The 15,303-nt window shown below is 33.9% G+C and carries 16 protein-coding genes and 2 pseudogenes; 3 read left to right on the top strand and 15 right to left on the bottom strand.

Annotation, left to right across the window (positions count from 1 at the left end):
• Positions 1-104 precede the first annotated feature (104 nt).
• Complete coding sequence (locus tag MKO96_RS21045) at positions 105-425, bottom strand: iron-sulfur cluster biosynthesis family protein (RefSeq protein ID WP_240588543.1); 321 nt, start codon at positions 423-425, stop codon at positions 105-107.
• A gap of 18 nt (positions 426-443) precedes the next feature.
• Positions 444-1,355, bottom strand: a complete 912-nt coding sequence (locus MKO96_RS21050) for a pyridoxamine 5'-phosphate oxidase family protein (RefSeq protein ID WP_240588544.1) — start codon at positions 1,353-1,355, stop codon at positions 444-446.
• Between the two features lie 642 nt (positions 1,356-1,997).
• On the opposite strand from MKO96_RS21050, the gene MKO96_RS21055 reads away from it, so the two are divergent.
• Positions 1,998-2,636 (top strand): HD domain-containing protein, encoded by a 639-nt coding sequence (locus MKO96_RS21055; protein WP_240588545.1) that lies wholly within the window; start codon positions 1,998-2,000, stop codon positions 2,634-2,636.
• Between the two features lie 223 nt (positions 2,637-2,859).
• Here the strand turns inward: MKO96_RS21055 and MKO96_RS21060 are convergent, their stop codons facing one another.
• The 8 genes from MKO96_RS21060 to MKO96_RS21095 form a co-directional block, all read right to left on the bottom strand.
• Positions 2,860-4,026, bottom strand: a complete 1,167-nt coding sequence (locus tag MKO96_RS21060) for a serine hydrolase domain-containing protein (protein WP_240588546.1) — start codon at positions 4,024-4,026, stop codon at positions 2,860-2,862.
• 232 nt (positions 4,027-4,258) lie between these two features.
• Positions 4,259-4,765, bottom strand: a complete 507-nt coding sequence (locus MKO96_RS21065; RefSeq protein ID WP_240588547.1) for a DUF3902 family protein — start codon at positions 4,763-4,765, stop codon at positions 4,259-4,261.
• 252 nt (positions 4,766-5,017) lie between these two features.
• Positions 5,018-5,746 carry a signal peptidase II gene (locus MKO96_RS21070; RefSeq protein ID WP_240588548.1) on the bottom strand — a complete coding sequence of 243 codons (729 nt, stop codon included), beginning with the start codon at positions 5,744-5,746 and terminating at the stop codon, positions 5,018-5,020.
• Positions 5,747-5,761: 15 nt separating this feature from the next.
• Positions 5,762-6,871 carry a DUF58 domain-containing protein gene (locus MKO96_RS21075; RefSeq protein ID WP_087981038.1) on the bottom strand — a complete coding sequence of 370 codons (1,110 nt, stop codon included), beginning with the start codon at positions 6,869-6,871 and terminating at the stop codon, positions 5,762-5,764.
• Positions 6,868-7,800, bottom strand: coding sequence for an AAA family ATPase (locus MKO96_RS21080; RefSeq protein ID WP_240588549.1), 933 nt, complete (start codon positions 7,798-7,800; stop codon positions 6,868-6,870). The genes MKO96_RS21075 and MKO96_RS21080 overlap by 4 nt, the downstream gene beginning before the upstream one ends.
• Before the next feature lie 145 nt (positions 7,801-7,945).
• Entirely contained in the window at positions 7,946-8,239 is a 294-nt protein-coding gene (locus MKO96_RS21085; RefSeq protein ID WP_240588550.1) for a putative quinol monooxygenase, read from the bottom strand.
• 38 nt (positions 8,240-8,277) lie between these two features.
• A complete protein-coding gene (locus MKO96_RS21090; protein WP_240588551.1) occupies positions 8,278-8,916 on the bottom strand; it encodes a nitroreductase family protein in 639 nt (212 codons plus the stop codon).
• A gap of 18 nt (positions 8,917-8,934) precedes the next feature.
• Positions 8,935-9,363, bottom strand: a complete 429-nt coding sequence (locus MKO96_RS21095) for a MarR family winged helix-turn-helix transcriptional regulator (RefSeq protein ID WP_128854227.1) — start codon at positions 9,361-9,363, stop codon at positions 8,935-8,937.
• Positions 9,364-9,629: 266 nt separating this feature from the next.
• Between MKO96_RS21095 and MKO96_RS21100 the strand changes: the two genes are divergently transcribed.
• Positions 9,630-11,573 carry a GTP-binding protein gene (locus tag MKO96_RS21100; RefSeq protein ID WP_240588552.1) on the top strand — a complete coding sequence of 648 codons (1,944 nt, stop codon included), beginning with the start codon at positions 9,630-9,632 and terminating at the stop codon, positions 11,571-11,573.
• Between the two features lie 47 nt (positions 11,574-11,620).
• Here MKO96_RS21100 and MKO96_RS21105 read toward each other — a convergent pair whose 3' ends face one another.
• The 4 genes and pseudogenes from MKO96_RS21105 to MKO96_RS21120 form a co-directional block, all read right to left on the bottom strand.
• Positions 11,621-12,286 (bottom strand): alpha/beta family hydrolase, encoded by a 666-nt coding sequence (locus MKO96_RS21105; RefSeq protein WP_240588553.1) that lies wholly within the window; start codon positions 12,284-12,286, stop codon positions 11,621-11,623.
• A gap of 164 nt (positions 12,287-12,450) precedes the next feature.
• Positions 12,451-13,071: a terminase small subunit gene (locus MKO96_RS21110; RefSeq protein ID WP_240588554.1), complete on the bottom strand. Its 621-nt coding sequence runs from the start codon at positions 13,069-13,071 to the stop codon at positions 12,451-12,453.
• Positions 13,072-13,150: 79 nt separating this feature from the next.
• Positions 13,151-13,796: pseudogene (locus tag MKO96_RS29530) on the bottom strand (hypothetical protein).
• Positions 13,797-14,070: 274 nt separating this feature from the next.
• Positions 14,071-14,310 (bottom strand): hypothetical protein, encoded by a 240-nt coding sequence (locus MKO96_RS21120; RefSeq protein ID WP_240588556.1) that lies wholly within the window; start codon positions 14,308-14,310, stop codon positions 14,071-14,073.
• 190 nt (positions 14,311-14,500) lie between these two features.
• Between MKO96_RS21120 and MKO96_RS21125 the strand changes: the two are divergent.
• A pseudogene (locus MKO96_RS21125) lies at positions 14,501-14,617 on the top strand (Arm DNA-binding domain-containing protein); the annotation flags it as partial.
• Positions 14,618-14,820: 203 nt separating this feature from the next.
• On the opposite strand, the gene MKO96_RS21130 reads toward MKO96_RS21125, so the two are convergent.
• Positions 14,821-15,282 carry a hypothetical protein gene (locus MKO96_RS21130; RefSeq protein ID WP_240588557.1) on the bottom strand — a complete coding sequence of 154 codons (462 nt, stop codon included), beginning with the start codon at positions 15,280-15,282 and terminating at the stop codon, positions 14,821-14,823.
• Positions 15,283-15,303: the final 21 nt, after the last annotated feature.

The raw sequence follows: 15,303 nt of genomic DNA on the forward strand, positions 1-15,303 counted from the left end.
TTCTGTTATGGTATACATATTTTAAGAAAAGATTATAAAGTCTATTATAGAAAATAAACCGCTCACTCTATACTAAGTTCATTTTATTTGTTATATCGTAATACTTATTCTTCAACTTCTAAAGGTATATTATGACTATAAGTTTGATTAGAACTTTTAATTTGAAATCCTTCAAAGAAATCTATCGTTATATTGTCGTCAACAAAAGCTAAAGATGCTTTGTTTATAAATAATGGTTTCCAGTTTGTTTGCATTTCTTCATAGCCAATACTTGATTTAATGAGTTTAACTCTCAATACTCCATCTAATGGAAGTCCACATCCTCCCATTTCATATTGAAGGAATCGAAGGTGATTTGGATATTTAGCCTCTAAATTTTCGAATTGTTTCATAGCAGCTTCTGTAACAGTAATTTGAATTTGCATATTATTTTCCCACCTTGTCTATTTTGGATTAAAAGATGAATATGTTACGAACTCCCACTGATGTGTGTTACGATTCATTGTTTGAATGGCTTCAACTAGTTGAAATTGAATTAAACGCTGGGCACCGGGAAATCTAGAAAGACTGCTTTCGTCAACATCCCAAATGATACTTGCTTTCCCAGTTAGTTGTAATGTGTCACCATTCGCAAAATCAAAGAACAATAGCCCAACATTAGGATTTTCAATGATATTACCGAGCGTATTGAATAGCATATTACCTGAGTAATCAGGAAAGACTATTTTTTGTTCGCTTATAATGTGAATAAACCCTGGCATCCCACCTCGATGGGAAATATCCAATTTCCCTTCTGAACTGGAACTCGCAATAATGAAAGTATCAGCTTGACTAATCAGTTTTTGCTGTTTTTCATTTAAAGCATACTGCTTATTAAATTGCTTAGTTCCGCCAACAACTGTTTCGTTATAAGTGAAATTTCTCGCCTGAATGTATTTAGGACAGTTCCCAAATACTTGTTCAGTTTTAATTTCAAAACTTCCATCTGAAAATTTGTTTACAACCGAACCATTTATACGAATTCTTATCCTGGAAGCAAAATCAATTACGATGATTCCAACTTCTTTATTGTGAAGAATATTTGTGAATAATGGATCACCTTCATTTATACCAACATTTATTTTAATTAAATCACATTCTACTGCTTGAATAATTCCTTCTTTTCCTGCTAAAAATGAGCTCCACACTCTCCCCTTTTCATCCTTAGAAGATATCATGAATGAATTTCGTCCATTTAGAAACGTCATAATTTTTTTTGTCATTATTGGCTGAATCATTGTACTAGCAGTATTCGCGATTTTTTGTACACCAAGCATATTGTGTACAGCACGTTCCCCAGAATGGAAAACATCCATATACATCCCTCCGATTTACTTATCAATAGGACGCTTAGTAAAGGCTACTTTACAAAACACTATTATTTCGCCTCCTACGGAAACTTTTTCTAACAAAGTTACTTGCTATTGTTTTTTGTTGTCTTGTAAAGCACCTTCATTCTAACTCTGACATACCATTTTATCAATTCTATCGTTTCTATAATTATCATAGATATTATCTATCATTAAAATAGAACGTAAAAAACTGCACGTAAATTCATGTTATTGAATAATACTTCTTATTGCATAGATATAACTATCATTTATGCCGTATTCTTCTATATGTAAAAAAGATATAGAGCTAATTATTACAGAGATTGTTAGTAGTGAAACACACTCTAAATAAACCATTGTCATTATTTATATCTTTACATGGCTAGTACTACAATAATAGCTTCGTTATCGATACTTTCTTTAAATAATTCTCTTTATGTACCTATAAATATATAATTTCAAACATTCATCTAAAACTATAAAAGGAGAAATTTATCATAGATACTATCTATTGATTATATAGAAATCATTACATTGATAAATAAACGGTGATTTATATAATAAAGGTAAGCTCATGAGCCAAACATTACATTCAAAAAACATTTAATCAAAAAGGAGCTAACTTATATGAAAAAAACAGTAGCAGGTATCGTAATTCCAGATAGTAAAATCGCAGTAGAAGCACAAGAAATACTCCATGAATACGGTAATGATTTACTTTGGAATCACTCAAACCGCGTGTATTTATTTGGTGCACTTCAAGGAAAAAAAGCTGGTCTTAAGTTTGATGAAGAATTATTATATGTTAGTGCGTTATTCCATGACCTTGGACTTACTAAAGAATTCAGCAGTCCAGATAAACGCTTTGAAGTAGATGGCGCAAATGCTGCACGTAGTTTCCTTCAACAACATCGTATGGATGATGAATCGATTAGACTTGTTTGGGACGCAATCGCTTTACACACTACAATTGGTATTGCTGAACATAAAGAACCACAAGTTTCATTAATCTATTCTGGAGTAGGATATGATGTTATGGGTGATGGATACGATGAAATCACTGAGGAATTACGTGAACAAGTTGTAACTGCTTTCCCACGAGATAATTTCAAACAAAAAATTCTTCCTGCTTTCCTTGAAGGATTTGCACATAAACCAGAAACTACTTTCGGTAACATTAAAGCTGACGTATGTTCACTTCTTCTACCTGGATTTAAACGTAAAAACTTCTGTGATTGCGTTTTACATTCACCTTGGAAAGAATAATCAATTAACTTTTATTGGTAATAAAACTTTAAATACATCGTTGATTTTCTTGTAACAACACATAAAAAACCCGAATCATTAGAAGCTAAGCGCTTATGATTCAGGTTTTTTATGACTATTCTTTTAATAATGCTTAAATCACATCAACATCCTTATTTACGAAATTAAAACAGCATCTCTTTTATATACAATTAAAACAGGATCCCATTCTCTTTCCTTTCATCTATTTCTGAAATTCAATTTGCATCATTTTATTAAACTGTGTAAAAACATCCATCACACCTAAAGAGTTAATATTGGCAGCTAATGTATGTTTTCCTCCCATTACTCCGCCAACAAAAGTTGTAAATCCAGGAATTGCCCCTCCGTGACCCCAAACTGAAACACCGTTTGGAAGTTTAGTCTCATAGATCCCAAGGCCATATCCATCACCAAGACCTTTTCCTTCTATAGGAACGGTAGTAAGCATTTCTTTCAGCTCACGTTCTTTCAATAACTTACCACCGAGTAAGGATGAAAAGAACTTATTTAAATCGTCCGCATTAGAAATCATATCTCCAGCTGCGTTTGCTAAACTCGGATTATAATACGTCATGTCTTTCAACTCACTTGTTTCGTCAATTTTCATATACCCACGAGCATGATTCTTTCCAGGGATTACGGGTGAATTTCCTGGTAAAAACGTATTCGATAGATCCAAAGGCTCAATAATTCGCTTCTCAATTTCTTCTGCATAACTATTACCCGTTATTTTTTCAATAAGCATTCCTAGTATGACGTATCCTGTGTTTGAATACAGCCACCCCTTACCTGGCGAAAAATCAGATGGTAGAGAAAGTCCTATTTTTACTATTTCTTCTGCTGTATACGTTTTTTTCGAATTCATTATGTCAGCGTCTTTTGACTTTAAATATTCAGCTATGCCACTCGTATGATTCAAAAGTTGACGTATCGTAATTTGATTGCCATCATACCCGTTTCCTTGGATGAGGCCTGGTAGCCACTTTTCAATTGGATCGTCAAGTTGCACACGATTTTCTCCTACTAATTGAAGTACAGTCGTAGCAGTAAAAGTTTTCGTCACACTACCAATCCGAAAGCGATAATCTGATTTTATTGGTTTCTTTGTACTTAAATCCGCCACGCCAGCAGTATAACTATTAGTTTTTCCGTTATTAGACGTTTTCGCTAATACCCCTGGTGTTCCAAGCTGTACTGATTCCTGCATTACTTGTTTCCAGCCATTCTGATTCTTTTGATCATGCACTTGTGACGAATTAGAAATATTTTGAGTAGACTCCGCTTTCACAGTAAAACCTGGTGTGAACAGAGTAGTACCCGCCAATAAAACTGCCAAACTCGCTAACTTAATGGAATTACATTTTTTCATAAGGTTCTCTCTCCTCTATTCATATCATATTGATTCAAGCTATACTTTCATCCTATATGATAAAACTCTCTTTTTTCTTATCCATTCCTTACGAAATACTTACTTTCAAAATTAGACGACCAGATGAGAAAAAGTAATGTATGAAAATAAAAAAAGAACCTGTTTTCAATTTATCAAAACACGTTCTCTTACATATTTAAAGCCCTATATCAACTTTTTAGTTCATTCACTTTTACCATCCTGCACTAGCGTTCATGCCATTTCCGATAATAGTAAGTAGTAATGGCCACAGCACTGGTGCTAACGTAAGAAATAGATTAAACAGTATAAGTATTCTATATCTCCCAGGGATATTATAATTTTTACGATTAACAAATAATACAAAAACTAATAATATTATGGTCGTTACAAATATAAGTAACACTAACAACCAATACCAAACCATTAAACTGAGACTCCATGGCTGTAATAGCTCGTGTACAATACCAAATGTGATTCCCAATACTGCAAAACTAAAGGTAGTAATTGTTGCTTTGATAAACAATTTACTTAATTTTTTATCGTATGTATACTTACAATATAAATCTATTAACGTGTATAAAGATAAAAAGGCCATTAATACACCTATCCAAGACAATAACCAGTCTCCGCCTCCTCTAACTAACATAAACAGAAACCAACACATCCCTGCTGTAGAAAAAATAAAGGAAAGGAGTATGTTTTTCAATACCGGTTTCATTCTATTTTCACACCCTTACAAAAATTTAAATATAAATTATATTTTTTTACATGATACCCGTAATTAATTCATTTCTTTTTCATTCTATATTGATGAAGCGAAGATAAACTCATATAAATTTAACGTGCAATACTCTACTAAGGAAATCTTTTCCATTGGTAGAGATATAAAAAAGTAAGTATACATTACCATGTAATTAAATATAAGTAAATGAAATTAATTTACAGTTAATTTCATTTACTTATATTAATGTCACGCTTTCCCGTCTCGCTCTATCCATCGTACAGTCTTCTCTACATCTAACTCCGTATACGCCTTTTCTCCATATCGGACAGACTCATATATCGGAATAATATCCCTCGTTCTACAAATTCTGCTTAACCATTGTTGCATCGTTTCATAGGGCCTTCTCTGTTCGTGAAATGGTAAAGTTCTTTCCCATTCAACTAACGTTTTCCTTATCGTATCTTTAGGTAACCGCTGTTCAAACTGATGCATCACTTTCTTGTTCTTTTCGGTTCTATCCGTATTTTCTTTTGTTATCGATTGTTTATCCTGTTCTATTTCTGATTTCGTTACCTTTTTCCTCATTAATTTATAAAAAACATATAGAATGACCACTACAATAATTACATAAAAAACGACACTAATCCATGCATTTGAAAGAACAGAAAACACATCATTCCATGAATTCCCCTGTTTGAAAAGCGGGATTTTCCTATCTATTTTCGTTCTGGTGTCTACAACTCCTGTTTCTTCATCTATAATTCTTTCAGGCTCATCAAACTGTTCGTTTATACCAGTAAAATCATAATTTCTTTCCGATATTATCTTAGTCTTACTGGAAAAACGTTCTTTTACTATTTCTTGCACATGCACAACAACTTGTGATAACGTTATCGCACTAACCGTAAAGAAAAGTATGATGAAAACTCTAATACTCCAAGTTTTCACTTTCATATGTCGCTCTTTATTAGCCATGACGTAAACCCCTTCTTATTCTTTAATTACGACCCATTTATTCGTTCTGCTGTATTTCCTTGGAGAAGTACCAAGAATTAATGGAACTGCATCTAGTTCCTTACGACGAAAGCCTGCTGTGTAAAAATAAGAAGAAGATACAGGCGTATCCTGATCCGATATTGAGGCGAGTACCTTTAATACATTTTGCAAATGTTTCCGGCTATCCCCATTTTTTATATGAAGCAAACCGTTATCTTTTACACTATTGATCCATACTTCAAATGAACAGTTTTGCATGAGCAGCTGTTTACATATGCCTGCCGTTAATTCGATTAGTTCCTCTGTATCATTTCGCAAAGAAACACCACTTTTGTTTTGCAAGTTGAGATAAATCGCGTATTTATCTGATTGCGTTCGCTCATACTTTTTCGCAGTTATCGTCCCTGTTTTCGCTGTTGCACTCCAGTGGATAGAACGAAAATCTTCATTTTCATAAGACTTCACTCCCATTACTTTCGTTTCATCATATAGCGGTGAAGACATCGCTTTTCGAAATCCCCGTGACCATTCTTGTAATTCAGGCACTTGTATTTTCGGCACAGCTGGTAAGACTAAATAGGAGGGCGTATCAACTTGTTTATATGTTATATGGTTCGTTATGAATCCAAAGAGATCAGTAATAACAATTTCAACTTCTTCCCATTTCGCAATTCCTCTTTTTAACGCTACAGCTTGCAAATCAAATGAAACTGACTCTCTTCCTTTTAAATTAAAATTCATATAATAATTTGAACCTGTACTATGATTTTTGTTTATTTCATCATGATTCCAAGTTAGCTTATTTTCACATTTAAATCGAAATACGATATTAAGAATAGGAAATATCGACTTGTTTGAAACGTTAATTTTGCACATATTCGTTTCACCTATAAAAACATTTGAATTCCCCTGACTGTATTCCCATTCAACACGAGATACTTTACGTATGTATACATACATAGCACCTATTAAAATTACATACAAAAATACGAGAGATAATATGAGTAGATTACTTGAAAATACACATAAAATAACGGCTACAACTGACATAACCCCTATTACGAAAGGCTCCGCTAAAGGTGTATACACAAGTTGTTGATTCATCGTACATTCTCCACTGGCACATTAATCGTATGAAGAATTTCTTTCATGATTTGTTCTTTCGTCGTTTTCATCTCCCCTTCAATCGTTAACGTTAAACGGTGAGCACAAACGGATGCAGCGAGTGTCTTAATATCATCTGGCGTACAATAATCCCTTTCATTTAATATTGCCCGTGCTTGAATCGCTCTCATAAATGCCAACGTCCCCCGCGGGCTTACACCAATTTCAATTAACTCATGTTTACGCGTTGCCTCAATAATTTCAAGTAGATAATCTTGCACATCATTCCCTACTAACACTTCTCTTGCACGTTTTTGCACTGTAATAATTTCTTCAGTTGAAATAATTGAATGTAACGTTTCTAACGGATCATTCGTTTGAAAACGATTCATCATCTCCTTTTCTGCTTCTCTCGTAGGATAGCCTTGACGTATAGTTAGTAAAAAACGGTCTAGTTGAGCATCAGGTAAAGGAAATGTACCAGCCGATTCAAGAGGATTTTGCGTTGCAATTACTAAAAAAGGTTCTGGTAATGAATGTGTCTGTTTCGCAATCGTAACAGTACGTTCTTCCATCACTTCCAATAACGAAGATTGCGTTCTCGGTACAGCTCGATTAATTTCATCCACTAATACTATATTTGCAAAAATAGGACCTAACCTCTTTTTAAATTCCGATTCCTTCACATCAAAATATTCGAGACCAATAACATCTCCAGGCAAAGTATCCGCTGTGAATTGAATCCTTTGAAATTTAGCGTCTACACTTTTAGCCAAACTTTTCGCTAATGTTGTTTTCCCCGTCCCAGGTACATCCTCTAATAGAATATGTCCTCTTGCTATGAGAGCTATAGCTACAAGTTCAATCGCTTCATCTTTTCCTATAATAACCTTTGAAATATTGTTAGTAATCTTCTTTAATGTACTCATATATGTATCTCCCACCTTTATTTATTCTGAAAATTAAGAATTATTTATTTCCAAATTATAACACATCGTAGTAGAAGTAAATATATTCCTTTCAAAATAAAAAAAGATACCCATAGCAAACGCTTAGGATATCTTTTTCACCATATTATTTTACTAACTCTCCATTATAAGCTTTTATATCTAGAGGAGCAGTTAAAAACTGTTTTACTTTACTAACGAAAGATGTGAAGTGTTCACTTGTATTATGACTCGCAACTGCCGCTTCATCTTTCCATACTTCTACCATCGTATAAACATTTTCTTTTTCTGTATCCTTATATAAGTCATAAGAAATATTTCCACTTTCTTCTCTTGAACCATGAAGTAATGGCTGAACTTCTTCTAAAAATGATTGTTGTTTCGCTGGATCTACTTGAAATATTGCGTGAATAATAATCATAGTATTTCCCCTCTCATATTCCACTTATTTCTTTGAAATTACTTCCACTCAGCAACTTTTTCAACTGGAAGACGTACTGATTGGTAACCACTGTCAGCAGCTTTTCCGATTGAAATTAACATAACTGGTACGTAGCGTTCTTTATCTAATCCGAATGCTTCTGCGATTTGGTCTTTTTCAAATCCACCAATTGGACAAGTATCATAACCGTGTGCACGAGCTGCTAGCATAAATTGCATTGCTACAAGACCACCGTCAATTAGTACTGTGTCTTTCATTACTTCTGGTGTAACCATTGAGAAGTAACCTGAAAGTTTTTTCATTTGATCTTCTTTTACTTCTGCTGGCATTAAACCACGCTCTACTGCTGTACCGTAAATTTCTTCTGCGTTATCAAAGTTGTTTAAATCACCAAATAAAGCGATCATCGCTGAAGATGTTTCTACTTGTGATTGATTGAATTTCGCAAGTGGCGCAAGTGTTGCTTTCGCTTCGTCACTTTCAATCACTAAAAATCTCCATGGTTGCATGTTTACAGAAGATGGTGCAAGTGTTGCTTCTGTAAGAATTTCTGCCATTTCTTCTTTACTAATTTTCACTGAAGGATCGTACTTACGGATTGAACGGCGTCCTGTTAAAATTTCGTTAAAATCATTTGTTTTTACTGAGTTAGTCATAGTTGTATTCTCCCTTTTTTAAAGTTCTTTTATATTTTCTTGAATGCGGTCTAACATCGTTAAAAGATTGTCGCGTTCTTCTTCACTTAATCCTTTAAATGCCGAAGTAGCGAAACGCTCTTTTTCCTCTTGATACACTTGAATTTTATTTCGTCCCTCTTCTGTAAGAGAAACTAACGTAATTCTGTTATCATCTGGATTTTTACGTCTTGTAATCATTCCGTTTGCTTCCAACTGTTTTAAATGCCTCGTAATCGCGGCATTATCAATATTCACTTCTTGCTGAAGTGCTTTTTGGCTAATTTCACCTACTTCATATAACTGAAGTATAAGTTCTAGTCTAGATTGACTCATACCCGTACACCCTTCAAATTTCGAACTTACTTCTTTATTTAGAAAGTGTAATTTATATAAAATAATTGCTTCTTTTGAGCATGAACTTGTCAAATTACCCCTCCTTTACATCCAATACAAAAAACATTTGATGCATCAATAGTTGATATGTCAATTAATATAATCTATATCGATTTAGAATGCAAGCATTTTGTTTTCATTTTTATTTTTTCCAAATTAAGGCGCTTTGTCGCGTTACAAAAAATGTAAATTACATTATAATAGTAATAATTCAAATGACTGGAGAGTGATTGTAATGCGGCAATACACAAATAGAAATGAGGAAATGAAAATGGAAAATGAAATGAGGATATTTATATATGACAACAATAAATATAGGGATTGTCGCGCACGTAGACGCTGGCAAGACGAGTTTGACTGAGCGTATTCTTTATGAAACGAATGTGATTAAAGAGGTTGGCCGGGTTGATAGTGGAAGCACGCAAACCGACTCAATGGAATTAGAAAGACAACGCGGAATTACAATTAAGGCCTCTGTCGTTTCTTTCTTTATAAATGACTTAAAAGTAAATGTCATAGATACACCTGGACACGCTGATTTTATCGCTGAAGTGGAGCGATCATTCCGCGTTTTAGACGGTGCAATCTTAGTTATTTCTGCTGTTGAAGGTGTGCAGGCACAAACGAAAATTTTAATGCAGACATTACAGAAACTAAACATACCGACTATACTATTTGTTAATAAAATAGATCGTAGTGGCGCAAATACTGAAAAAGTTATTAAACAAATAAAAGAGATTCTTTCAAATGAAGCATTCCCCTTCTACTCTGTCTTAAACGAAGGAACGAAAGAAGCTTGTATTCTTGAATACAAATCATATGACAATTGCGTGGAACTGTTAGCACCCTATAATGAATCATTACTCACCTCATATGTAAATAACGAAATCGTACCGGACGCACTTTTAAGAAAAGAACTAGAAAAGCAAATACAGCAAGCAAATGTGTTTCCTATCTTTTTTGGTTCAGCAATGACAGGTATAGGAGTAACTGAATTACTTAAAAATATTTCAGCCTTAATTCCAGCTACTAAATCGGCACAAGATGAAACATTATCCGGTGTTGTTTTTAAAATTGAACGTGAATCTTCTGGCGAAAAGATTGCTTACGTAAGACTATTTTCTGGTTGTTTACACGTTAGAAAATATGTTGATATACTGCGTGGAGAGTCTCTACCACATAAGGAAAAGATTAAAAAAATGTGCATGTTTCATAATGGAGATGCCGTTCAATCTTCTACTGTTCAAAGCGGAGAGTTTTGCAAAGTATGGGGACTTACGAATATCAAAATTGGTGATATTATCGGTAAGCGGACGGATTATATAAAGGATATTCACTTTGCCGAACCACAAATGGAAGCTGCTATTGAAGCAGTGCCTAAAGAGCGAATTCATGATTTATACGCTGCACTTATGGAGCTATGCGAAGAAGATCCTCTCATTAAAGTTTGGAAAGACAATGTTCATAATGAACTATACATTCACCTTTTCGGTGAAGTGCAAAAAGAAGTAATTGCAACAACACTTTTTGAGAAATATAATTTGCAGGTTACTTTCTCAAATACGCGGGTTGTATGTATTGAGAAACCAATTAGTGTAGGTAGTAGCGTTGAAGTAATGGGTGAAAAAGCGAATCCGTTTTACGCAACAATTGGCTTCAAAGTGGAACTTGGTGAACTGAATTCTGGCATAACGTATAACTTAGGTGTTGAGCTCGGCTCATTACCTTTAGCATTTCATAAAGCGATTGAAGATACAGTATTTCAAACGTTAAAACAAGGTTTGTACGGATGGGAAGTTACGGACATGATCATCACGTTAACACATACAGGTTATGCTAGTCCTGTCACTACAGCGAGTGACTTTAGAAACTTAACACCACTCGTATTAATGGATGCTTTAAAGCAAGCTAAGACATGTGTATATGAACCAGTAAACGAGTTTGAATTGACTGTACCGGAGCACGCAATTAGTACCGCAATGTATAAACTTGCTGCTATTCCAGCAACTTTTGCAGAGCCTATATTCAATAATGATTCTTACCAGCTAACTGGATCATTACCTGTTGCGAAAACAGAGCATTTTAAGCGAATGCTCCATTCATTTACAGAAGGTGAAGGCATCTTTACAACAAAACCAGATGGTTTTACAAAACTGAAGGCTCCCTTCCCTACTCGAAAACGTGTTGATTATAATCCGCTGAATCGTAAGGATTATTTGCTTCATGTGTTGAAGGCTTATTAAATAAAAAAGAGGTGCAAATTGCACCTCTTTTTGCATGTATTGATAAGTTAGTTTGTCCTAACAACTTCTTTAAGTTTTCCTATTATTTTCGCTATCGCTTCAATTGAATTCTCGGTTTCATGTTCTCCAACATTTACAGAATGATTTGCATTTTTGACAACTTCAATCTGTAAATTCGTTTTATGTAATTGATCAATTTGATCTGCATTGTATTGGTGATCTTTATCTCCAATTACTAAAAGCCCTTTATGATTACTATGTAAGACAGAATCAAAAATCGTATCAAACGTCAGTAACGGTGTCATTAATATCATTTTTGACTGTAAAAACTCTTCTCTCTTCATTACATCATTTGCAATCGGTATTGTTCCGAGTGACTTCCCTAAAAACATCGTATGATTGTATTGCTCACCTTTTAATACTTCCTTCATTACAGGATTAATATCATCCATCATTACTTTCGTTATTTCTTCCATTGGTTTATTCATTACTTGTTCGTCGTAGGAATAGTGAATATGTACAACATCAATTTTGTTTTCTAGCATTAACATCGTTGCATAATAGAATAACGGCTTATCATAATTATATCCTGAACCTGAGAACATAAAGCAAACCCTACTAGAACCTTTTTCGATATGTGTATAACGAATTATTTTATCATCTATATGTATTTCTTTTTTAGTCCCCTTCACCGTTTTCTCCTCCGAATACATTTACTTTTGTAAAACGATATGTTTTACGATTTCTATTATAATATATAGTGGTTCATTATAAGTACTAAATTATTACTGTTTTTTCAAATAACATATCAGCGATATTTTATGTCTATTTTGTATACGTGTTAGCAAGTTCGTTTGCAAACTTGTTAGCACTTTTTTTATATCTCTTCTATTACATAAACCTTCACAAAAACATCATACTTAGCTGCTAACTCTTCCAGTTTCTTTTCCCTGTATTTGATTACTGTAAAGAAATGAATCACTGGCATTTTCCCGTTATGCTTCTGTTTATAAATTTGCGTAAGTTCTTCATATTTTTTTAACTTCTCTTCATCCATCGCTTCCACAAAGATGTTTTCAACCATTTCACCTTTAAGCTCTCGGATGTACGATGCTACACGTTCTCTTCTCAGTAACCTGCTACTCGTAACATGCGCGCTACTCTTGGCATAACCGGCTTTCAATGCCGCTTGTGTACCGTTAAAATACTTCACGTAATACAAACAAAAGAGCCGTTCTTGTTCCGTCAGCTCTTCATCATCTAGCATCTTTTTTAACTTGGCTTTTGTCTTGGGATTTTTTACATTGGTAACGCTCCTTTTCGCAATAGTAACGTTACCTTTTAATTGTTCGTCCCATTTATCTTGTGATTTCCACTTTCTAATTTGAGATGGCTTTAAGTTTAATTCCTTTGCAATCTCAACAAGTGGCTTCTCACCATTACTTACTTTGTATATTTCGAATGCTTTATCACGGTCTGGACTACGTTGTCTCGCCATCTACATTTCACCTGCCACCTCGCGTTCGAGCTTCTTTCGTGTAAAAGAAAAAGCATCTAAATGGGTGCTTTTTACTGAATCATCTTTTTCTATATCTTTTTCTTCTGCTTCTTTTTACTTCCTTCATTTCTTCTTGCTTAACTAGTTTTTCAAGGTATAAACGTACTAGTTTATAACCACTTTCTTTTCGCTGTTTTTCTTGCTCTTTCTGTTCTTGCTCTTTCTTCTCTTTTCCTGCTCTTCCTGTTCTTTCTCTTCAATACATATGTCAACCAGTTTACTAAAGAAAATAATCTTACTATGCTTTTTTTTTCCCAGGTCTCAATACGAAAAGAATAAAAGTTATGATTGTAAAAATCCAGAAACCCGTTACGGTAAATCCACTAATCTGCATAGAATCAGCGGATCCATTAATCATCTTTGCATTAACGAAAAACCCAGTGGCAAGAACAGAAAATAAAACCGTATCAGCTGGTAGAATCATTGAATCCATTTTAAGTGGATCATGGTACTCAGATAAACTTTCTATTCTTGCTTTCACATACTTTAATTCATTCTTTTCTAACTCCATTAATTTATCCTTATTAGATAAACTATCAGTATCATTAGAAAACTCCTTGGTATGTACATAACTATCTACGATAAATTCAACAAATTTCTTATCTTTTTTTATAAAGCAGATTTTTTTAAAAATCCTTTTGGTCCTGTTGTGTAATTTTAAACACTAGCATTCACCCTCTATTTAGACATTTAAAATTAATCAAAAGTAATACTATCTTTTTATCTAAATTTTAAAGTAATATTCGAAAAATGACTTCATTACTGTATTCTTGTATCCAAAGTTAATGAGAAGTAACCTTTTTTATAAATTCCTTTATGTCACTTATGAATCTAGTAGAGAAAATACTATATTCAATAAGAAACACATAAGCCACGACACTTACGTATCGCGGCTGAATATATACATATATTTGGTCTTTTCGTCCTTCTTGCGGATTCTTACCGCCCATGCCCGTTCTCCGGTAACGTTTTGATAAAAGGGCTATGATTAAAATTAGGGGAACTTATATATCCCCCTGGTAGTCGACCGCTAGTGCTTGGTTTCGCTTTTTTAGCTCTTATTTGCTCTTGATCAAGGCTGCCCGTCCAATCAAAAGCCGTTGATCCTTGGTCAGTTTTTTTAGGTAGTGAAAGGCCTGGTGCTGAGATTACAAATGATGGTTGATTATGTAATTCCACTTTTTTCATCTCCTTCTATTTTTGCTATTCAGATAACATCATTTCTACTAAGCGATAGAGATATAAGTATTAGTGTATAAATTTCAATTTATTCCTTTTACAGAAATTAGTCTTACATGCTATCATTTCTTATACCACTACCACATATCACAACTTGTATCTAGAAAACGATTATGACGAGGTGAAAATCATGGCATACTTTCGTAAACGTGGTGAGAAGTGGTCTTTTACTATGGATGTCGGCAAAGATCCACTCACAGGTAAACGAAAACAAATCACTAAAGGTGGTTTTAAAACAAAAAAAAGTTAACCAGAAAAGATATCCCAATTCTTTATATTGTAAATGTTCATCTTGTAAAAATTTACAATCCTATCCTATAACTGAATTTGTTCATCTATGGTAAAATGTATCCATCGCTGATATGTACAACTTTGTAATTTTCATAGTAACAACATTACAACTAGACTTATATATACAAATAAAAAAAGCACTCATAATGAGCGCTTCTTTTACAAATTATAACCTATCCATTTTTGTCCTAAAGATGTATTAATTAAATACCAAGCTTGTTTTACTGTAACGTTTTGATTAGCAACATAACCTACTGGTTGAGAGCCCGGATCATTGCGTATAGCCACTTTTCCTGATACATATAAACGTCCCGCACCGGCATCAAAATCACGCCATAGTGAAACTTCCGATTGATTGAATCCCATCCATTTTTCCCCTAAAGATGTATTAACAATAAACCATGGTTGCTTTATTGTTACATATTGATTAGCTACATATCCTACTATTGTTGGATCACTTGGACTATTGAATAGTGGCTTTTTACCATAAATATAGTTTTGTAGTACTCCGACATAAGATACAATTCTTGCATCAGAATTCCCCGCTGCCATAGCTGGTGTAGAACCAATAGCCGTAAATGCTAATGCTAGTGCGAAAAATACTGCTAATAACTTTTTCATCTTTCTTCCTCCCCTTGAATC

The sequence above is a fragment of the Bacillus sp. ES1-5 genome, assembly GCF_022487605.1.
In the GTDB taxonomy this organism is placed as follows: Bacteria; Bacillota; Bacilli; order Bacillales; family Bacillaceae_G; genus Bacillus_A; species Bacillus_A wiedmannii.